This window comes from Streptomyces sp. 2-1 (assembly GCF_048564895.1).
Lineage (GTDB): Bacteria > Actinomycetota > Actinomycetes > Streptomycetales > Streptomycetaceae > Streptomyces > Streptomyces phaeochromogenes.
Map to the genome: position 1 here is coordinate 6,140,534 of NZ_CP183383.1, position 17,808 is coordinate 6,158,341.

A 17,808-nucleotide genomic window follows, 5' to 3' on the forward strand; every position below is an offset into this window, starting at 1 on the left:
GGTTGCCCTCCGGCAACTGACTGGCCCCCTGCCGGTCGCCCCCAGCCGGTTGCCGCGCAGACCGAACCAACAGGCCGACCAGCGGGCCGAACTGCCGGGGCCGAGCTAACGGGGCCGAGCTAACGGGGCCGAGCTAACGGGGCCGAACTACCGGGCCGGCTCGGTCTGCGGTGCGTCCAGTGCCGGGATCAACTGCTTCTCCTCGTACGCCAGATGGGTCTCCAGCTCGGCGGTGAGGCGTTCGACCTCTCGGCGTGCGTGCTGGGGGTCCGCCGAGTCGTCGCCGATGATCCGCTTCAGCTCCGCGGTCAGGGCGGCGATGCGCTCGTGTTCCTTGCGCAGGCGGTCCAGGGCCGGGGCGAGTTCGGGGCGGGTGCCGGCCAGGAACGGGAAGATGCCGAGTTCCTCGCCGGTGTGGTGGTTGTGCAGGCCCGCGCAGAGCGTCAGGCAGTTGACGCGGAGCTGGGCGCCGAGGGTGGGCCCGGATGCGGTGAACTCCTTTCGTATCAGGGCGAGTTCACGGCGGAACGCGTCATGGATGACCTTGAGTCCCTCGCCCATCGAGGAGGCGTTGACGTTCGGCGGGCCGTCGGCGGGGATCTCGTGGAGGGCGATCACCGGGATCACCCGTGTGGTCTTCGACTGATAGTCCGCCCAGCCCGGTTCGGCTTCGACCAGACGGGCGAAGGCATTGTCCCGCTCGGGGCCCGCCAGCGCCTCCGCCGTCGCCTCGTACGTGAACACCCCTGTCTCCACGGTGACTTGAGGGTGCGCTAGGAGATTGTGGAACCAGGCCGGGTGCGTCGGGGCGCCGGCCGCCGAGGCGATGACCAGCACGCTCGCGCCGCCGTCGGGGTAGTAGGCGAGCGGGGTCGTGTGCCGCTTGCCCGAGCGCGCTCCCGTGGTGGTCAGCAGGATCAGCCGGGCTCCTTCGAAATAGCCGCCGACCTGGCCCGCGTTGGTGCGGAACTCTTCGATGACCTGCTGGTTGAAATCGTTGGGCATTGTCTTCTTTCTTCTCGTTTCTTCTTGTTGATTTCTGGATCGAGGCATGGGGAATCGCCACGGGGCGAATTCGGGTACGCCCGTGGTAGCAGTGCGCTGATGGCGAGATGAAGGTGCGCGAATTCCCGGCGCGGTGAACACCGGCAGGGCGAATGCGCACGCGGCGAACGTCGACAGGGCGAACGTCCGCTGGGCATGCGCCTGCGGTGGCACAGGCAGGAAGACGTGCGGATACGTGGTGGCACGCGGCATTCGACGCACGGCACGCGATATGTGGAACGGCAATGCGGAGGCTGTGCCCCGGCGTGGTGTGCGTGGCGCGTGCGGCGCGGCATGGCACTCGTACAGGAAACTCCGTACGAGCGCTCGGCGCGCTTGAATCAGAAAGGGCGGCCCTCTGGCCCGCCCGGGCCTCACTCGGAGGCCGGGAACCCTACTCGCTGTTGGCCCAAGGCCGACCCGGCAGTCACGGAGGAAAGGTTAATGGAATGGGCGCGGCGAGGCAATGCGTGTTTTCAGGCATTGTCCGGTGCTCGTCCGAATGACAAGGCAGCGGACTCCGGGGGCCGTTGACGCCTCACCGGTTCGTGGAGAGGCGGGCGCGTGGCCTGGGTGTGGTGGACCGGCGGGGCCCGTCCGTGGTCGACTCCCTGCCATGAGTCTGTCGGTCGATGTGTACGTGCCCAGAGCGGAGGGCGGCATCGAGGTGCTGGACGTTCCGCCCGAGTCCTCCGACGTGGCCGGCTGGGAGCGGTGGCGTACGGAGGTGTGGGGGTCGGAGCCGGTCCGTTCGCTCGGCGCGCGGTTCTTCCCGCGGCTGGCCACCGAGGACCTGACGGTGGCGCCGGACGAGGTGTCCGACTTCCTCGCCGAGTGCGATCTGCTCCGTACGCATTTGGCGCGGATCGCCGATCACATGGCGGCCGAGCCGGGGACGGGGCCGCGGAAGTCCCACGCCGAGCACGCCGACGACGTGAGCCGCCGCCTGGACAACATCGTGAACGCGGCTCGACGGGCGTTGGGGATCGGTGGCGGGGTCATCATCTGGTAGCGAGCAGCAGGCAGTGGCTCGGCGACCGCTTCCCCTGTGGTCGCCGAGCCACTCGCCGCGCCCCCTGCTTCGTGCCGCGCTACTTCTTGCGGGGCTGGAGGAACCGCAGGAGGTTCCCCGCCGGGTCGCGGAAGGCGCAGTCGCGTACTCCGTACGGCTGGTCCATCGGTTCCTGCAGTACGTCGCCGCCCGCGGCGCGGATCCGCTCGAACAGGGCGTCGCAGTCGTCGGTCCGGAAGATGACGCCTCGCAGGAGGCCCTTGGCCATGAGCTCGGCGACCGCCTGCCGGTCGGCGGGTGTGGCGTTCGGGTCCGCGAGCGGCGGCTCCAGGACGATCTCCACGTCCGGCTGCGAGGGCGAGCCGACGGTCACCCAGCGCATCCCCTCGAATCCGACGTCGTTGCGCACTTCGAGACCGAGCACGTCGCGGTAGAAGGCGAGTGCCTTGTCGTGGTCGTCGACGGCGATGAAGCACTGTGCAAGCTTGAGATCCATGCTCATCACGCTAGTGACCGGCGGCGGGTTTGGCTTCTCCGTTACTGACCGGGAGCGGAGAAGTCGTACGCGGACCAGTCGGTGAGGGCGCGATAGCCGAGGCGCTGGTAGAGGGCGTTGCTGGTCGGGTTGGCCACGTCCGCGAACAGCACGACGTCCTTGGCGCCCGCGGCCAGCGCGGCCCGGCTCACCTCCGCCGACACGGCGGCCGCGTAACCGTGACCGCGCAGGTGGGCGGGGGTGTAGACGACGTCCACCTGGATCTGGCCGCCGATCAGCGGGTTCATGCCCGCGATGGATACGGGGGTGCCGTCCGGGGTCTCCCAGAGCGTGTAGCGCTTGTCGGCGTAGCGGGTCCCGGCCCAGGTGTCGGCGTTGATGGTGACGTCCTCGCCGACGGCCCTGGAGAACTCGCCGCACCAGAAAATGGCCTCGTCGAGGTCCTGCTCGCCCAGGACACGGGCCCGGCCGGCCGGTAGCGGATCCGGTGGGGTGAGGGTGCCGAGGCCGTACAGACGGACCTGTGTGGTGTGGAGTTTCGGGGTCGCGCTGGTGTGCCGCTGCCATGCCTCGGCGAAAGCGGTGGCGGTGCTGTGGTCCGCGCTGACGCGGGAAGGGGCGTGCCCGAGGGCGACCAGGTGGGCGGCGAGGGAGTCGGCCTGCTCGGGCGTGAGCGGGGAGAGGCTCAGCGCGCGGGGCGGGAGGCGGTAGAAGGTGCCACTGACCTCGCCCGCTCGCTCCAGTACGCCGAAGACGGGGGCCTCGGTGCCGAACGAGGCGGCCCCGCGCTTTCGCACTCTCTCCGCCCACGTCAGCTGCATGACATGCGGGCCGGGCCGCGAGCGCAGGAAGTCTCCGGCTCGGGCGAGGAATTCGTCGACGTCTTCGGTGAGGTGCCAGTCATCTGGGCGCATGCCTCATGGTTCCCCAGGGTGACGGTGTGCCCCGTGCTTTTCCGCCAGGGAGGGGTGGCCGGACTTCCGCACGGTTGCTCGGCCCTCCCCGCCGGGAACGCGGTGACCGCCGCCGGGATCGTTGTCCTGAAATCGCCAGCGGGGTCGTGGAGCCCGAGTCGAGGTCGATGCTCGTATACCCGGCGACCTGCGGTTTTGGGGCGGGAGGGATGGAAATGGGAGGGGCTGGTTGCCGTCGCTCTTGAGGAGGCTAGCTGCCGTCGCTCTTGACGGCCTCCGCGATCTGCAGGGCGGCCTCGGCCGGTGTGAGGTGCGTGGTGTCGACGACCTCGGCCTCGTCGTGCAGCCAGGTGCGGGCGGCCTCGGCGTAGGGCTCGACGTATCGGAGCCGGAACGGGGAGTCGGGTCCGAGAACGGTGTCGCCCGCGATGCGTCCACGGAGGGTGGCCTGGTCGGCGTGAAGGACGAAGTGCCGTACGGGAATGGCATGTTGGGCGAGGCCCGTGCTGATCTCGCGCCAGTACTCCTCGACCAGCACGGTCATCGGAATCACCAGAGTGCCGCCGGTGTAGTCGAGTACGCGGCGGGCGGTCTCGACCACGAGAGGCCGCCACGGCGGCCAGTGCTGGAAGTTGTCCGTCCCGGGCCAGGGCAGCGCCGGCGTGATGTCCATGAGCGTCTCGCCGACCTTCTCGGCGTCGAACACCCGTGAGTCCGGGATCAGTTGCTGCACGAGCGCACTGGTCGTCGTCTTGCCCGCGCCATGAGTGCCGTTGAGCCATACGATCATGGGATCCGACGCTAGCGCTGCGCGGCGGACCGCGGGAACGGCACGGCGGAATTCCGGTACGGCTTCGGCGACCTCTGCCGGAACAGTGTCGCGGGTGTCGGCCCTCGGGCTCTGCCGGCAGGTGCAGCCGGTGTCGACCCTCCGGTGAAAACCGTCGCCCCACCCGTCCGCGCCCCAATACGGTGCCCTCATGCCCCATGCACCCGCGCTCCTCGTCCTCGACATGCAGAACGCCGCCGTGGCCATCTCCTACCGGCCGAAGGAGACCGTCACCACGATCGCCCTGCTCCGGGAGCGTGCCAGGGCCGCCGGCGTGCCCGTCATCACGGTCCAGCACGACGGTCCCGGGCTGGAGCCCGGCACGGAAGCGTGGCGGATCGTGCCCGAACTGGTTCCAGGTGAGGGAGAGAAGGTCGTCAGGAAGGGCACCGCCGACGCTTTTCTGGACAGCGACCTCGGCCCGTTCCTCACGGCACTCGGCGTCACCGAGGTGGTCGTGACCGGGTTCGCCACCGAGTTCTGCGTGGACACGACCGCACGGCAGGCGCTCAGCCGTGGGTACGACCTCGTGCTCGTTGCCGACGGGCACACCACCTCCGCCCGCCCGGACGTGGACGGGTTCGTCGCGTCCGACCGTGCCGTCATGCACCACAACGCCATCTACCGGCACATCGGTTTCCCGCCGCGCAGCATCCGCGTCCTGCCCGCGGCCGATGTGGACTTCACAGCCCCGCAGGTTCCTGACCCGGCCTGAATCGCTCCGGTCGTGGCTAGGACACGCTTCGGCCGTGGCGAGTACTCGGTCCGGTCGCGGCGAGTATCCGCTCCCGTCTTTGCGAGCACCCGCCCCGTCCGCGCGGTGGGGCGCATCGAAGGCGCGTCCCGCCTCCCCACGTAACCTCTTCCTGTGCCCGCACCCCGCCTGCATCGCGTCGCCGTCCTTGTGCTGGAGGGTGCGAAGCCGCTCGATGTCGGAATTCCCGCGCAGGTCTTCACGACCCGCGCGAGCATGCCGTACGAGGTGAGGGTGTGCGGAGCGACACCGGGTCTCGTGACCGGCGGTGACGGCCTCGCGTACTCCGTCGCCCACGGCCTCGACGCGCTCGCGTGGGCCGACATCGTCTTCGTCCCCGGCTACCGGTTCCCGGACCGCGACGACCCGCCGCGGGCCGTCGTCGAGGCGCTGATCGCCGCCCACGACCGGGGCGCGCGCCTCGCCGCCATCTCGACGGGCGCCTTCGCGCTCGCCGCCACGGGCCTGCTCGACGGCAGGCGCGCCACGACACACTGGCACTACACGCGGGCACTCATGGCCAGGCATCCGCTCGTCCGGGTCGACGAGAACGTGCTGTTCGTCGACGAGGGCAGCGTGCTCACCTCGGCCGGCGCCGCCTCCGGCATCGACCTGTGCCTGCACATCCTGCGCGGCGACCTCGGAGTGGCCGCGTCCAACCACGCGGCCCGGCGGCTGGTCGCGGCGCCCTACCGCAGCGGCGGCCAGGCCCAGTACGTGCCGCACAGCGTGCCCGAGCCGCTCGGTGAGCGGTTCGCCGTCACCCGCGAGTGGGCGCTGCACCGGCTGGGCGAGCCCCTCACCCTCGACACACTGGCGCGGCAGGCGGGGGTCTCGCCGCGTACGTTCTCCCGGCGCTTCGTCGAGGAGACCGGCTACACGCCGATGCAGTGGGTGATGCGCGCCCGTATCGACCTGGCCCGCGAACTGCTCGAACGCTCGCAGCGCAGTGTCGAACAGATCGCCGCCGACATCGGGCTCGGGACCGGCGCGAACCTGCGTCTGCACTTCCAGCGGATCCTCGGCACGACACCGAGCGAGTACCGGCGCACCTTCACGCGGGGCGAGTGACCCGCCTCGCCAGGGACCGTACGGAGGGCGTGGCGGGGGCGTGGGTGGGGTGCGGCCGGGGTGTGGCGGGATCCTTTTGAACCATGGCGATCCCGCCACTGTCAGCGGCGCCGGAGGCGGGCGAGCCTGGTCCCGAACGGTCTGGAATGGAAGGGACACCACTCATGACTCGCATCGCCATCAACGGATTCGGCCGCATCGGACGCAATGTGCTGCGCGCACTGCTGGAGCGCGACAGCGCCCTGGAGGTCGTCGCCGTCAACGACCTGACGGAGCCCGCGACTCTCGCCCGGCTGCTCGCCTTCGACAGCACGGCCGGCCGGCTCGGGCGGCCGGTGACCGTCGACGGGGACGTCCTCGTCGTCGACGGCCGTCGGATCAAGGTGCTGGCCGAGCGCGAGCCGGCGCAGCTGCCGTGGGCCGAGCTGGGCGTCGACATCGTCCTGGAGGCCACCGGCCGCTTCACCTCGGCGAAGGCCGCCCGGGCCCACCTCGACGCGGGCGCGCGCAAGGTGCTCGTCAGCGCGCCGTCGGACGGCGCCGACGTCACCCTCGCGTTCGGGGTCAACACGGACTCCTACGACCCGGACCTGCACACCATCGTCTCGAACGCCTCCTGCACCACCAACGCGCTCGCGCCGCTGGCCAAGGTGCTCGACGACCTCGCCGGTATCGAGCACGGGTTCATGACGACGGTGCACGCCTACACGCAGGAGCAGAACCTCCAGGACGGCCCGCACCGCGACGCCCGCCGCGCCCGGGCCGCCGGCGTCAACATCGTGCCGACCACGACCGGTGCCGCCAAGGCGATCGGCCAGGTACTGCCGAACCTCGACGGCAAGCTGTCGGGCGACTCGATCCGCGTACCGGTGCCGGTGGGCTCGATCGTCGAACTCAACACGACCGTCGCCCGCGACGTGACGCGCGACGACGTGCTGGCGGCGTACCGCACGGCGGCGGAGGGCCCGCTGGCCGGCGTTCTCGAATACTCGGAGGACGCCCTGGTCTCCTCCGACATCGTGGGCAACCCCGCCTCGTCGATCTTCGACTCGGCCCTCACCCGCGTCGAGGGCCGCCACGTCAAGGTCGTCGCCTGGTACGACAACGAGTGGGGCTTCTCGAACCGAGTGATCGACACACTCGAACTCCTCACCACCCGCTGACCGGAGGCGGGGCCGACACCCCGCCTCCAGCACCTCGCCTCCAGCGACCGTGCCGGCCGACACTCCCGACGGAAGTGCCGACCGGCACTTTCTTTGGCGTCCCGTCCCGGCCGACCGCGGGCACCGCGACGCGACGCTCACCCACGGAACCAGGCCAGCAGGCGCCGTGGCATCGGCCACGACGCGGGGGTTGCGGCCATGGCCCTCGGAGCCGACTCGGCCTTCCTGGCCAGTTGGGCCAGTCGGGCAAGCCGGGCCAGCCGGGCCAGCCGGTATTCGTCGGCTTCCCGGATGAGCTCCTGAGAGCGGAGCCGGTGCAACTCGAAGCGCATGCCGATCGCCCCTCCTCACGCCAAGCACGTCACCCGGCCCCACCGATGCTGTGGGCTGACCCAAGGTGAGGGTCAAAAGAAGAGCCGCGAGTGGCGTGGCGCACTTTTGCAAGCATGTGCTTGCAATAGTTAGCGGGGGTGGTGCAGGGTAGGGGCATGGCATCGCTCAACGTCGGCAATCTCGGTGAGTATCTGCGTGAACAGCGGCGCAACGCGCAGCTGTCCCTGCGGCAGCTCGCCGAGGCCGCCGGGGTGTCCAATCCGTATCTGAGCCAGATCGAGCGCGGGCTGCGCAAGCCGAGCGCGGAGGTGTTGCAGCAGGTCGCCAAGGCCCTGCGGATCTCCGCCGAGACGCTGTACGTCCGTGCCGGGATCCTCGACGCCGAGCGGGACCGGGACGAGGTGGAGACGCGTGCCGTCATCCTCGCCGACCCGACGCTCAACGAGCGGCAGAAGCAGGTGCTGCTCCAGATCTACGAGTCCTTCCGCAAGGAGAACGGGTTCGAGATCGAGGTCGGGATCAAGGCGGTCGAGGAGGCTCTGGGCGTCCCCGGTGCGGCACACGCACCGGATGCGACCGGCCCGACCGGCGTAACGGACGTGACGGATGGCCCGGACACCGTCGTTGACAGGGCCCGCACGGCCGACGGCAGTGATGCCGCACCGAAGAACCCGCACGACCGGCAGGACCCGTACGACCCGAACGATCCGAGTGATCCGCAGGACCCGTACGGCAAGAACGACCCTCACGACCAGCAGTCCTCCGCGAGCTGACCGGGCACGTCATGACGAGCACGGCGTGGCCAGTACGGCATGACCGGGCACGACTTGGAACGGCCCGGCCGGCGGCGGAGTACCGCACCACAAAACCCTCACGCTTCAAGCACTAGCGATTCCGGGAGGACCATCGCCATGGCCATCACCGACGACCTGCGCAAGACCTTCAGCGACCCGACCCCGCTCTACTTCGCCGCCGGCACCGCCGACCTGGCCATTCAGCAGGCCAAGAAGGTGCCCGGCATCGTCGAGCAGCTGCGTGCCGAGGCCCCGGCCCGCATCGACGCCGTACGCGGCATCGACCCGAACGAGGTCCAGGAGAAGGCCACCGCCCGCGCCAAGGAGGCGCAGGAGACCATTCAGACCAAGGTGAACGAGTTCATCGGCACCCTGGACACCGACCTGAAGAAGATCGGTGAGACGGCTCAGGACTTCGCCCTCCGCAGCGTCGGCGTGGCCGCCGAGTACGCCGTGAAGGCCCGCGAGACGTACGAGAAGGTCGCCGAGCGCGGCGAGCAGACCGTGAAGACCTGGCGCGGCGAGGCCGCCGAGGAGATCGAGGAACTGGCCGTGGCCGTCGAGCCGAAGCCGGAGCCCGTCGAGGTCAAGGCCGAGAAGCCCGCCGAGGCCAAGGCCGAGGCCGCCCCGGCGAAGAAGACCGCGGCCAAGAAGGCCCCGGCCGCCCGCAAGACCACCGCGAAGAAGACGACGCCGCCCGCCAAGTAGGCGCGGCGCCGCCGCCGGGTCGACGGCGGCGGGGCGTTATGAGAACGGGTCGGGGACTCCGGGCACTATCGGAGTCCCCGACCCGTTCTGCGGGTACGGTGACCGCGTAGGGACGAGGACTCGAATCGGGTAGGTGGGCCAAGTGCTGTTGACCGCGTTCGGCGGCTTCATGTCGCTGATCTTCCTCGGCATGCTGGTGCTCGCGGTGGTGGCGCTGGTGATGGCGGGCCTGGCACGCGACGACGCGTACCGCGCCGCGAACAAGCAGAGCAAGATGTTCTGGCTGATCATCCTGGGCGTCACGGTGGCCGTGAATCTGCTGGTCCCGATGGTCTTCCTGCAGATCGCCGGCCTCATCGCCACGATCGTCTTCTTCGTCGACGTCCGGCCCGCGCTCAAGCAGGTCTCCGGCGGCGGGGGCGGCCGACGAGGCGGAAGCAGCAGCGACGGCCCGTACGGCCCGTACAACGGCGGACGCTGAGCCCCCACACCCTTCTTGCCGCGCCCCTTTTTTCCTTCGGGGCGCGGCGAGCTGCGTTTCAGGGGCGCGGGGAACTGCGCGGCCGGTCACGGATGACCCGCAGATACTCGACGGCACCCCCAGCCAGATACTCAACGGCATCCCGGCGGAGGCGCGGCTGCTAAGCCACCCGATCCAGCAACAGCCCCGATCAAGCCACCCGGTCCAGCAGCAGCACGGCCACGTCGTCCGTCAGCTCGCCGCCATTGAGGTCCCGCACCTCGTTCACAGCGGCCCGCAGCAGCTCCTCGCCCCGCAGCCCCTGCGCCAACTGGCGGCGGACCATGTCCACCATCCCGTCCTGGCCGAGCCGCTCCCGGCCCTCGCCGGTCCGGCCCTCGATCAGGCCGTCCGTGTAGAGCATCAGACTCCACTCGCCGCCCAGCTCCACCTGCTGGCGCGGCCAGCGGGCGTTCGGCAGCAGACCCAGCGCCGGGCCGCCGTTCTCGTACGGCAGCAGCTCGGCGATGGGAGGAGCCGGATCCCCGGCGCCGTCCGCGCCGACGACGGCGGCCCGTGAGCGGGCCGGGCGCGAGATGAGCGGGGCCGGGTGACCGGCGAGGCACAGACCCGCACGGCGGCCGTCCGGTGCGATGTCCACCGTGCAGAGCGTCGCGAAGATCTCGTCGTTGTCGCGCTCGTGCTCCAGGACCTGCTGGAGCGTGGAGAGCAGCTCGTCGCCGCACAGGCCCGCCAGTGTCAGCGCGCGCCAGGCGATCCGCAGCTCGACGCCGAGCGCGGCCTCGTCGGGGCCGTGACCGCAGACGTCGCCGATCATGGCGTGCACGGTGCCGTCCGGGGTGCGGACGGTGTCGTAGAAGTCGCCGCCGAGCAGCGCGCGCGAGCGGCCGGGCCGGTAGCGCGCGGCGAACCGCAGCGAGGAGCCTTCGAGGAGCGGCGTGGGCAGCAGGCCGCGCTCAAGACGCGCGTTCTCCTGCGCGCGCAGCTTGGACTCGGTGAGCCGGCGCTCGGCCGTGTCGGAACGCTTCCGTTCCACCGCGTACCGGATCGCGCGGCTCAGCAGCCGGCTGTCCAGCTCGTCGCGGAAGAGGTAGTCCTGGGCGCCGACGCGCACCGCCTCGGCGCCGTGCTCGGCGTCCTCGGACGCGGTGAGCGCGAGGACGGCGTGCCGCGGCGCGAGCCGCAGTACGTGCTTGAGCGTGGCCAGCTCGTCCTCCGGCCCGACGTCGGCGGCCGTCCGGCCGCCGGTCGTCAGCGCGAGGTCGAGCAGGATGCACTGGACGTCGTCGGTCAGCAGCCGCTCGGCCTCGGTGAGGTTGCGGGCGGTACGGATACGTATGGGCTTGCCGGCCGAGTCCAGGAGTGTGGGCACGTTCAGCGAGCCGGCCGGGTCGTCCTCGATCACGAGCAGCGTCAGCGGGGCCGTGCCGGTGTGGGCACTGCCGTTGTGGAGGCCGCCGTGGTGGGCGTCGCCTCCGTGACCGGTGTCGCCACCGGGTTCGCGGCTCGTCGAGGGCGGCGCCTGGCCGGGCAGGGCGCCGGGTGCGGGCACGGCCTGAGCCGGTCCGACGGTTGAGGACGCGGCGCGAGCCTGACCACCTTCCACGGCGGGGATCGCTCTCTGCCGCGGTACGGGTACGGGCATCGTCTGGGTTCCTTCCCTCCCCCCGAGGGCATGGCGGACCGAGGGGTCTCGGTCCACCGACGGGGACCATAGCGTCAGCCGCCGCCACAAAGGAATGGCGGAGGCCAGGGCACGTCCAAAACAGCCACCGTCATATGCCGCATCCCGTACCGCAATTGGGCAGGATGCGCCCTTGTCCGGGATGACGTACATCACGCCCCAGGGGTTGCCGGGCCACCCGGAACGTGCCGCGCATCACGTGCGACAGGTCACGCCGATGGCGGCACCAAAGCGACCAAGTGTCACTTGTCGGGACGTACGACCCCGGTGGGCTGGTGGGCGCTCCGGGTCGGGTGCCTGGTCGGGAACGTTCACCCGTCGGCCCCGGCCGGATGTCCGGCCAGGGTTGACCGGCGGTGACGTCGGCGGACCAATGACGTCACGTGCGGACCTGCGATGTCACGGGCGGGCCTATGACGTCACCGCTGGACCGACGCAGGCGCCGGCGGACCGAAGGCGTCACCGGCTGACCGGCCGTGTCGCCGCCGGACCAGTGGCACCGCGCCCGCGGCCCGGTGGCGTCACTGCTCGGGGCGTACGACCCCGAGTATCGGCATCGATCCCGCTCCCGCGATCGTCACCGTGCGCCCTGGCCGGGGCGCGTGGATGATCGCGCCGTCGCCTATGTAGAGGGCGACATGGCTCGCGTCGGAGTTGTAGATGATGAGGTCGCCGGGGCGCATGGCCTCGACGGCGACGCGGTCGAGCTGCTTCCACTGCTCCTGGGACGTCCGCGGGATGCCCTGCCCGGCGGCGGCCCACGCCTGTGAGGTCAGGCCCGAGCAGTCGAAGGTGTTGGGCCCCTCGGCGCCCCATTCGTACGCCTTGCCGATCTGCTTCGTCGCGTACTCCACGGCCTTCTTGCCCTGGGCCGACGCCTTGCCGCTGATCTCGTCGAGGACTCCGGAGCCCAGCCAGGCCGACTGCGCCTTGTACGCGGCCTGCTGCTCCAGCTTCGCCAGGCGCTTCTTCTCTTCCTTCTCCAGCTGCGACTCGAGCTTCTCGGCGGCGGCGATCTGCTTCTTGACCTTCTTCTTGGCCTTCTCCTTCGCCTCGCGGTTGGACTCCAGCTTCTTCCACTGGGCCGCCGCGTCGCGCGCGTACTGCTCCAAGTCCTCCTGGGTGCGCTTCATTTCGGCGAGCAGCCCCTTGGTCGCCTGGGCGCCCTCGCGGATCCGGCCCGCGCCGTCCAGGAACTGCGCCGGGTCGTCGCTGAGCATCAGCTTGGCCTCGTCCGGCAGCCCGCCGCTGCGGTACTGGGCGCGGGCCGCGGCGCCCGCGCGGTCCTTCAGGTGATCCAGCCGTGCCTGTCCCTCGACGATCGAGCGGGCCAGCCCGACGATCTGCGTGGACTGCTCCTCGGCCCGCTCCTCCGCGAGGTTGTACGCGTCCGTGGCGACCGCCGCGTCGTGGTAGAGCGTGTCCAGCTTCTTGCGGACCGCTTCAAGGTCCTTGGTGCTCGCGGGCGTTGAGCTCTGAGGCGGAGTCGGCGTCGGCGTGGGGGGCGGTGTCGGGGCCGCGAAGGCCACTCCCGGCGCGGACAGGATGGTTGCCGCGCAGGCCAGGGCCATGGCCGTAGTGGTCAGGCTCCGCTTGCCGGCTCCCATGGACCAACCCCCAAGTTGATTTACCGTCAGTAACTTACGAAGGCCTCGGGGATCGTGCCATGTCGGCGCGCAATGTGACAGAGGCGGGCATGAACTCCCTCCCGCACACCGCCCGTTCCCCACCCCTCACTGCCCACTCGGCGATGATCTCCCGCGCGTTCCCCGCCAATGTGACGAACGACTCACCGAGATCGTTCCCGCCGAGTTACGGCCCCGCCGGCTCATGTCCGCCGATACAAGTCCCTGGGCCCGGGCGGCCTATGCGCGCGGCGCCAACGCCTCCCAGCGCACGGTCACTTCGCCCTGCCGCCAGCGCGCCGCCCCGTCCGTGACCGGCCAGTCCGCCGTCAGATCACGTACGGCCCGGATCCAGCGCTGACGGGCGCCGTACGAGGCGTACGGCGCCGCGGCGGCCCAGGCCCGGTCGAAATCGCGGAGGAAGGCGTGCACCGGTTCGCCCGGGACATTGCGGTGGATGAGGGCCTTGGGGAGGCGTTCGGCCAGGTCGGACGGGCGGTCCAACGAGCCGAGGCGGGTGGCGAACGTGACCGTCCGCGGGCCCTCGGGGCCGAGCGCGACCCATACGTGCCGGCGGCCGATCTCGTCGCACGTGCCCTCGACGAGGAGCCCGCCCCGCGAGTCGGCGCCCACCGGAGCGAGACGGGCGCACAGCCGCGCCCAGACCTCGGCGACCTCCGCCTCCTCGTACTGCCGCAGCACGTTCGCCGCGCGGATCAGCGACGGCCGCTCCGGCAGGGGGATCTCGAATCCGCCGTGCCGGAATTCCAGCCCCTCCCGTTCGTACGGCTTCGCGGCCGTGACCCGGGCCGGGTCGATCTCCACGCCGACCACGCGGGTGCGGGGGGCGGCGGTGCGGAGGCGGTGGAGGAGCTCCACCGCGGTCCAGGGCGCCGCGCCGTATCCGAGGTCCACCGCCATGGGGGCGTCCGACCTGCGCAGTTCGGCGCCGTGGGTCGTCGCGATCCAGCGGTCCATGCGGCGGAGGCGGTTGGGGTTGGTGGTGCCGCGCGTCACCGTCCCGACGGGGGTCGCTGCGCGGGCTTTCATGGGGGTAAGGGTAGGCGGTGTCTGTGCTGGTGGGGGCGCGCTGGTGTGGGCCCCCTGGGGGCTGCCGCCCCCAGACCCCCGCTATCGGCCTGAACGGCCTCGTCCTCAAACGCCGGACGGGCTGACAACCAGCCTCTCCGGCGTTTGAGGAGCGGGGGTTCGGGGGCGGAGCCCCTGAGTCAGGGACGGGAATGGGTAGGGGCGGCGGGGGCGAGGAAAAGCAGCGCCCACCCGCATCCCCCACGCAACACACCATCGAACGGTTGAGCGACCCCCGGCAATGATTCGGCAAAGAGGAAATGGAGCAGAGTGCTCCGGCGTTCAAGGAGCTGGAGGGCGTTTCACGTCCTCCGTCAGGCATGCCCGCAACACGGTCAGAGCAGGTCCGCAGCAAGGAGGAACGCCACGTGAGCCAGTACGTGAGCAGGCTCGGGCGCCGCTCCCCGGCGGCCCCTTCGAGGCTGAGGCTGCACCGCCGCCCCCGCCGCGTCGCGATGCTCTCCGTGCACACCTCACCACTGCACCAGCCGGGCACCGGCGACGCGGGCGGCATGAACGTCTACATCGTGGAGCTCGCCCAGCGCCTCGCCGCGATCAACATCGAGGTCGAGATCTTCACGCGCGCGACGACCGGGGCCCTGCCGCCCAAGGTGGAACTCGCGCCCGGAGTCCTCGTACGACATGTGGACGCGGGCCCGTACGAGGGGCTCGCCAAGGAGGATCTGCCCGCCCAGCTCTGTGCCTTCACGCACGGGGTGATGCAGGCCTGGGCCGGTCACCGGCCCGGCTACTACGACCTGGTCCACTCGCACTACTGGCTCTCCGGCCACGTCGGCTGGCTGGCCGCCGAGCGCTGGGGCGCCCCCCTGGTGCACGCGATGCACACCATGGCGAAGGTCAAGAACGCCGCCCTGGCCGACGGCGACAGCCCCGAGCCGGCCGCCCGGGTCATCGGCGAGACGCAGATCGTGCGCGCCGCCGACCGCCTCATCGCCAACACCTCCGAAGAGGCCGACGAGCTCGTACGGCACTACGAGGCGGAGCCCGGCAAGGTCGCGGTCGTCCACCCGGGCGTGAACCTGGACCGCTTCCGCCCGGCCGACGGACGCGCCGCCGCGCGCGACCGGCTCGGCCTGCCGCAGGACGCCCTGATACCCCTCTTCGCGGGCCGTATCCAGCCCCTGAAGGCGCCCGACGTGCTGCTGCGCGCGGTCGCCGTCCTCCTGGACGAGCGGCCCGAGCTCCGCTCGAACATCGTCGTGCCCATCGTGGGCGGCCCGAGCGGCAGCGGCCTCGCCAAGCCCGAGGGCCTGCAGAAACTCGCCGCCCGGCTCGGCATCGCCGACGTCGTACGGTTCCGGCCGCCGGTCGGCCAGGAACAGCTCGCCGACTGGTTCCGGGCCGCGTCCGTCCTCGTGATGCCCTCCTACAGCGAGTCCTTCGGGCTCGTCGCCATAGAGGCACAGGCGGCGGGGACGCCGGTGCTCGCGGCGGCGGTGGGCGGTCTGCCCGTCGCGGTGCGGCACAAGGAGACCGGCTTCTTGGTCCCGGGCCACAATCCCGTCGACTACGCGCGCGTGCTGCGCGATTTCGCCGACAACCGGGCGCTCCCGGACCGGATGGGCGCGGCTGCCGCCTGGCACGCCAAGTCCTTCGGCTGGGACACGTCCGCCGCCGCCACGGCGGACGTCTACACGGCGGCGATGCACGAGCACAGGCGTCACGTACGCTCCCACCATGGCTGATGTGGAGAGCGCGGCGGGGACCATCGAGGAGGTCCTGAAGGACGCCGAGATCGAGTGGGAGAGCCCGGAGCCCGGCCACTTCGTGGTGAAGCTGCCCGGCACCCGCAAGCTGTCCACGACGGTCTCGCTGATCGTCGGCAGGCACTCCCTGTCGCTCAACGCCTTCGTCATCCGCCACCCGGACGAGAACGAGCCCGGCGTGCACCGCTGGCTCCTCGAACGCAACCTCAAGCTCTACGGCGTGAGTTACGCGGTCGACCCCCTCGGCGACATCTATGTGGCGGGCAAGCTCCCGCTCGCCGCGGTCACCGCCGACGAGATCGACCGGCTGCTCGGCTCGGTCCTGGAGGCCGCCGACGGCAGCTTCAACACCCTCCTGGAGCTCGGTTTCGCCTCCGCGATCCGCAAGGAGTACGCCTGGCGGGTGTCGCGCGGCGAGTCCACGCGCAACCTCGACGCGTTCAGTCATCTGACTCGACGTTCGACCGACTGACCAACCCGTCTGCGTCAACTCTCCATCAATCAACTGTTGCACGCCTCTTCCCCGGTGCAAGGGGTGTCATGTCATGCTCGCGGCTAACGCACATCTGAACATTTTTCACATCCCTGAAAGTGTCGATCCTTGGAAGGCGGTTCGGGCATGGCGAGGGCGCCCTGGCGTTCCTGTCGGGGAGGAATCGCCTCCCGTGATCGCGATGCGGGGCACAGTCACACCTGTTCCATGCTGGCTACGGAGTGCCCGCACGGCTGCCCGACGGAGCCAGGAGATGCGAACAATTGTCCTGCGGGTCGCTGGTAATGGTGACCTGTCGACGGTAGGCGTTCGTGTGTGTGGTGGTCGTACTACGGTCCGATGTCATGAAGCTGGTGGTGCAGGTGAAGCTGTTGCCGTCGCCGGAGCAGGCGGCGGCGCTGTTGGCGACCTTGCGTACCTGCAACCGGGCCGCCGACCATGTCTCGCAGGTTGCGTTCGGGTCGGGTGTGAAGGATCGCAACGGCCTGCAGAAGCTGGTCTACGCGGACATCAAGACCACGTTCGGGCTGTCGGCGCAGCCCGCGGTGCGGGTGGTGAAGAAGGTCGTCGACGCCTACAGCGCGCTCGCGGCCAGCCTGAAAGCCGGGCGGCTGGGCGGTCCGGGGTCCAAGCGTTACCGCAGCGCCGTCGGCGCGCCGGTCGGCTTCCGGCCGGAAGCCGCGCAGCCGTTCGACGACCGGTGCCTGTCCTGGCAGACGGACGCGCGCACGGTGTCCATCTGGACGGTGGACGGGCGGCTGCGGGGCATTCGCTACACCGGCTCACCGGACCAGCTCAAGACCTTGGCCGAATACCGCAGAGGCGAGAGTGACCTGGTCCGGCGGGGCGGGAAGTGGTTTCTGATCGCGACGTGCGACCTGCCCGATCCGGAGGTGTACGAGCCGGTCGACTGGATCGGTGTGGACCGGGGCATCGTCAACCTCGCAACCACCAGCGACGGCAGCAATTACCAGGGCCGCCGTCTGAACCGTTACCGGCGCTGGCAGGCCCGCAAACGTGCCGAACTCCAGGCCAGGCGCACCCGTTCGGCAACCCGCCGTCTGGGTGCTCGTGCGAAGAAGGAGCAGCGTCATGCCACGGATGTGAACCATCGGATCAGCAAGGAGATCGTGTCCGTCGCGCAACGCACCGGTCGCGGGATCGCCGTTGAGCAGCTCGACGGCATCCGCGAGCGGGTACGGCTTCGCCGCGACCAGCGGGGCACGCTCTCCTCCTGGCCGTTCCATCAGCTGGGACAGCATCTCGCCTACAAGGCCCGCCGGGCCGGGGTGCCGTTCCTGGAAGTAGATCCGGCCTACACCTCGCAGCGCTGCCCGCGCTGCGGGCACACCGAGCGGGCCAACCGGTCCACACGGGACCATTTTTCCTGTCGTCGGTGCGGCCTCGCTGGGCCCGCCGATGTCGTCGCCGGGGTCAACGTGCGCAACCGAGCACGCTCGGCGTGGGTGTTTGTCACCACACCCGTCCCCGCACCGGCCTGAACCCGGCCGGACCGTGGGGAGATGCGACCCGTGACCGTCCCGTCGTAGGGGGCAGTCGGGAGCGCGACAAGGCGTGAACGACCGAGTGG

18 protein-coding genes are annotated in these 17,808 nt (G+C 70.5%); 10 read left to right on the forward strand and 8 right to left on the reverse strand.

Features of this window, described 5'->3' with window-relative positions; genetic code table 11:
• Positions 1–147 precede the first annotated feature (147 nt).
• A complete protein-coding gene (locus tag ACN20J_RS27235; RefSeq protein ID WP_419667002.1) occupies positions 148–1,005 on the reverse strand; it encodes a nitroreductase/quinone reductase family protein in 858 nt (285 codons plus the stop codon).
• A gap of 655 nt (positions 1,006–1,660) precedes the next feature.
• Between ACN20J_RS27235 and ACN20J_RS27240 the strand changes: the two genes are divergently transcribed.
• Positions 1,661–2,056, forward strand: coding sequence for a hypothetical protein (locus ACN20J_RS27240; protein ID WP_419667003.1), 396 nt, complete (start codon positions 1,661–1,663; stop codon positions 2,054–2,056).
• A gap of 79 nt (positions 2,057–2,135) precedes the next feature.
• Here ACN20J_RS27240 and ACN20J_RS27245 read toward each other — a convergent pair whose 3' ends face one another.
• The 3 genes from ACN20J_RS27245 to ACN20J_RS27255 all read right to left on the reverse strand — a co-directional run bounded on the left by ACN20J_RS27245 (position 2,136) and on the right by ACN20J_RS27255 (position 4,256).
• Positions 2,136–2,552: a VOC family protein gene (locus ACN20J_RS27245; protein ID WP_189836762.1), complete on the reverse strand. Its 417-nt coding sequence runs from the start codon at positions 2,550–2,552 to the stop codon at positions 2,136–2,138.
• A gap of 41 nt (positions 2,553–2,593) precedes the next feature.
• Complete coding sequence (locus ACN20J_RS27250; RefSeq protein WP_419667004.1) at positions 2,594–3,466, reverse strand: GNAT family N-acetyltransferase; 873 nt, start codon at positions 3,464–3,466, stop codon at positions 2,594–2,596.
• A 250-nt stretch (positions 3,467–3,716) separates the two neighbouring features.
• Positions 3,717–4,256 carry an ATP-binding protein gene (locus tag ACN20J_RS27255; RefSeq protein WP_190228902.1) on the reverse strand — a complete coding sequence of 180 codons (540 nt, stop codon included), beginning with the start codon at positions 4,254–4,256 and terminating at the stop codon, positions 3,717–3,719.
• 190 nt (positions 4,257–4,446) lie between these two features.
• On the opposite strand from ACN20J_RS27255, the gene ACN20J_RS27260 reads away from it, so the two are divergent.
• The 3 genes from ACN20J_RS27260 to gap all read left to right on the forward strand — a co-directional run bounded on the left by ACN20J_RS27260 (position 4,447) and on the right by gap (position 7,283).
• The gene (locus ACN20J_RS27260) at positions 4,447–5,010 is read left to right on the forward strand and encodes an isochorismatase family protein (protein WP_419667005.1); all 564 of its coding nucleotides are present in this window, start codon (positions 4,447–4,449) and stop codon (positions 5,008–5,010) included.
• 153 nt (positions 5,011–5,163) lie between these two features.
• Positions 5,164–6,120 (forward strand): GlxA family transcriptional regulator, encoded by a 957-nt coding sequence (locus tag ACN20J_RS27265; RefSeq protein ID WP_419667006.1) that lies wholly within the window; start codon positions 5,164–5,166, stop codon positions 6,118–6,120.
• A 164-nt stretch (positions 6,121–6,284) separates the two neighbouring features.
• On the forward strand, positions 6,285–7,283 hold the full coding sequence (gene gap / locus ACN20J_RS27270) for a type I glyceraldehyde-3-phosphate dehydrogenase (RefSeq protein ID WP_419667007.1): 999 nt from the start codon (positions 6,285–6,287) through the stop codon (positions 7,281–7,283).
• A gap of 137 nt (positions 7,284–7,420) precedes the next feature.
• On the opposite strand, the gene ACN20J_RS27275 is transcribed toward gap, so the two are convergent.
• Complete coding sequence (locus ACN20J_RS27275; protein ID WP_419667008.1) at positions 7,421–7,615, reverse strand: hypothetical protein; 195 nt, start codon at positions 7,613–7,615, stop codon at positions 7,421–7,423.
• Between the two features lie 156 nt (positions 7,616–7,771).
• On the opposite strand from ACN20J_RS27275, the gene ACN20J_RS27280 reads away from it, so the two are divergent.
• From ACN20J_RS27280 to ACN20J_RS27290, 3 genes are all read left to right on the forward strand, one after another.
• The gene (locus ACN20J_RS27280; RefSeq protein ID WP_246575141.1) at positions 7,772–8,389 is read left to right on the forward strand and encodes a helix-turn-helix domain-containing protein; all 618 of its coding nucleotides are present in this window, start codon (positions 7,772–7,774) and stop codon (positions 8,387–8,389) included.
• Positions 8,390–8,527: 138 nt separating this feature from the next.
• Positions 8,528–9,118: a hypothetical protein gene (locus tag ACN20J_RS27285; protein WP_189836769.1), complete on the forward strand. Its 591-nt coding sequence runs from the start codon at positions 8,528–8,530 to the stop codon at positions 9,116–9,118.
• 142 nt (positions 9,119–9,260) lie between these two features.
• On the forward strand, positions 9,261–9,599 hold the full coding sequence (locus tag ACN20J_RS27290) for a DUF2516 family protein (RefSeq protein ID WP_143639534.1): 339 nt from the start codon (positions 9,261–9,263) through the stop codon (positions 9,597–9,599).
• Between the two features lie 190 nt (positions 9,600–9,789).
• Here the strand turns inward: ACN20J_RS27290 and ACN20J_RS27295 are convergent, their stop codons facing one another.
• The 3 genes from ACN20J_RS27295 to ACN20J_RS27305 form a co-directional block, all read right to left on the reverse strand.
• On the reverse strand, positions 9,790–11,244 hold the full coding sequence (locus ACN20J_RS27295) for a PP2C family protein-serine/threonine phosphatase (RefSeq protein ID WP_419667009.1): 1,455 nt from the start codon (positions 11,242–11,244) through the stop codon (positions 9,790–9,792).
• A gap of 560 nt (positions 11,245–11,804) precedes the next feature.
• Positions 11,805–12,890, reverse strand: a complete 1,086-nt coding sequence (locus ACN20J_RS27300; protein ID WP_419667010.1) for an NlpC/P60 family protein — start codon at positions 12,888–12,890, stop codon at positions 11,805–11,807.
• A gap of 258 nt (positions 12,891–13,148) precedes the next feature.
• The gene (locus ACN20J_RS27305) at positions 13,149–13,958 is read right to left on the reverse strand and encodes a class I SAM-dependent methyltransferase (protein ID WP_419667011.1); all 810 of its coding nucleotides are present in this window, start codon (positions 13,956–13,958) and stop codon (positions 13,149–13,151) included.
• Between the two features lie 407 nt (positions 13,959–14,365).
• Between ACN20J_RS27305 and mshA the strand changes: the two genes are divergently transcribed.
• The 3 genes from mshA (at position 14,366) to ACN20J_RS27320 (ending at position 17,719) form a co-directional block, all read left to right on the forward strand.
• Positions 14,366–15,703 carry a D-inositol-3-phosphate glycosyltransferase gene (mshA, locus tag ACN20J_RS27310; protein WP_189836773.1) on the forward strand — a complete coding sequence of 446 codons (1,338 nt, stop codon included), beginning with the start codon at positions 14,366–14,368 and terminating at the stop codon, positions 15,701–15,703.
• A complete protein-coding gene (locus ACN20J_RS27315; protein ID WP_189836774.1) occupies positions 15,696–16,196 on the forward strand; it encodes a YbjN domain-containing protein in 501 nt (166 codons plus the stop codon). Before mshA ends, ACN20J_RS27315 begins: the two co-directional genes overlap by 8 nt.
• A gap of 365 nt (positions 16,197–16,561) precedes the next feature.
• Positions 16,562–17,719 (forward strand): RNA-guided endonuclease InsQ/TnpB family protein, encoded by a 1,158-nt coding sequence (locus tag ACN20J_RS27320; RefSeq protein ID WP_419667012.1) that lies wholly within the window; start codon positions 16,562–16,564, stop codon positions 17,717–17,719.
• Positions 17,720–17,808: the final 89 nt, after the last annotated feature.

What these genes read in the sequence shown, in the direction of transcription:
- ACN20J_RS27305 (WP_419667011.1), bottom strand. Translation starts at nt 13,958, where the DNA reads ATGAAAGCCCGCGCAGCGACCCCCGTCGGGACGGTGACGCGCGGCACC.
- ACN20J_RS27295 (WP_419667009.1), bottom strand. Translation starts at nt 11,244, where the DNA reads ATGCCCGTACCCGTACCGCGGCAGAGAGCGATCCCCGCCGTGGAAGGT.
- ACN20J_RS27320 (WP_419667012.1), top strand. Translation starts at nt 16,562, where the DNA reads ATGAAGCTGGTGGTGCAGGTGAAGCTGTTGCCGTCGCCGGAGCAGGCG.
- ACN20J_RS27280 (WP_246575141.1), top strand. Translation starts at nt 7,772, where the DNA reads ATGGCATCGCTCAACGTCGGCAATCTCGGTGAGTATCTGCGTGAACAG.
- ACN20J_RS27255 (WP_190228902.1), bottom strand. Translation starts at nt 4,256, where the DNA reads ATGATCGTATGGCTCAACGGCACTCATGGCGCGGGCAAGACGACGACC.
- ACN20J_RS27260 (WP_419667005.1), top strand. Translation starts at nt 4,447, where the DNA reads ATGCCCCATGCACCCGCGCTCCTCGTCCTCGACATGCAGAACGCCGCC.
- gap (WP_419667007.1), top strand. Translation starts at nt 6,285, where the DNA reads ATGACTCGCATCGCCATCAACGGATTCGGCCGCATCGGACGCAATGTG.
- ACN20J_RS27315 (WP_189836774.1), top strand. Translation starts at nt 15,696, where the DNA reads ATGGCTGATGTGGAGAGCGCGGCGGGGACCATCGAGGAGGTCCTGAAG.
- ACN20J_RS27275 (WP_419667008.1), bottom strand. Translation starts at nt 7,615, where the DNA reads ATGCGCTTCGAGTTGCACCGGCTCCGCTCTCAGGAGCTCATCCGGGAA.
- ACN20J_RS27300 (WP_419667010.1), bottom strand. Translation starts at nt 12,890, where the DNA reads ATGGGAGCCGGCAAGCGGAGCCTGACCACTACGGCCATGGCCCTGGCC.
- ACN20J_RS27235 (WP_419667002.1), bottom strand. Translation starts at nt 1,005, where the DNA reads ATGCCCAACGATTTCAACCAGCAGGTCATCGAAGAGTTCCGCACCAAC.
- ACN20J_RS27250 (WP_419667004.1), bottom strand. Translation starts at nt 3,466, where the DNA reads ATGCGCCCAGATGACTGGCACCTCACCGAAGACGTCGACGAATTCCTC.
- ACN20J_RS27240 (WP_419667003.1), top strand. Translation starts at nt 1,661, where the DNA reads ATGAGTCTGTCGGTCGATGTGTACGTGCCCAGAGCGGAGGGCGGCATC.
- ACN20J_RS27285 (WP_189836769.1), top strand. Translation starts at nt 8,528, where the DNA reads ATGGCCATCACCGACGACCTGCGCAAGACCTTCAGCGACCCGACCCCG.
- ACN20J_RS27245 (WP_189836762.1), bottom strand. Translation starts at nt 2,552, where the DNA reads ATGGATCTCAAGCTTGCACAGTGCTTCATCGCCGTCGACGACCACGAC.